Source organism: Chryseobacterium sp. SIMBA_038 (genome assembly GCF_046535115.1).
Lineage (GTDB): Bacteria > Bacteroidota > Bacteroidia > Flavobacteriales > Weeksellaceae > Chryseobacterium.
On record NZ_JAWRXH010000281.1, the window covers coordinates 1 to 257 of the forward strand.

The window sequence follows — 257 nt, forward strand, 5'->3', positions numbered from 1 at the left end:
TAGATCCCTGAGGAAATTTTGTATAGCTGCTTACCATATCTACACTGATGGTAAAACCATGCGTAGGATTTGCCAGTGCATCCTGAATATAGATTGTTTTGTAAACGTTACCCGTTTCATCCGTAGAAGAAACATATCCTACCATATAAAGATCATCTGCCTCATTGTTAGGAGTATCATCCTTAGGGAAAGTATACACTGTATTATTTTGGAATTTCGCCTTTACATCAGCAAATGGTACCGCAACCCCTTGTTTG

1 protein-coding gene is annotated in these 257 nt (G+C 38.5%); it reads right to left on the bottom strand.

Annotated elements, in window-relative coordinates:
• Positions 1 to 257: DUF5689 domain-containing protein (locus tag SB689_RS23565; RefSeq protein ID WP_410694467.1), on the bottom strand; the 257-nt coding region annotated here is incomplete at both ends.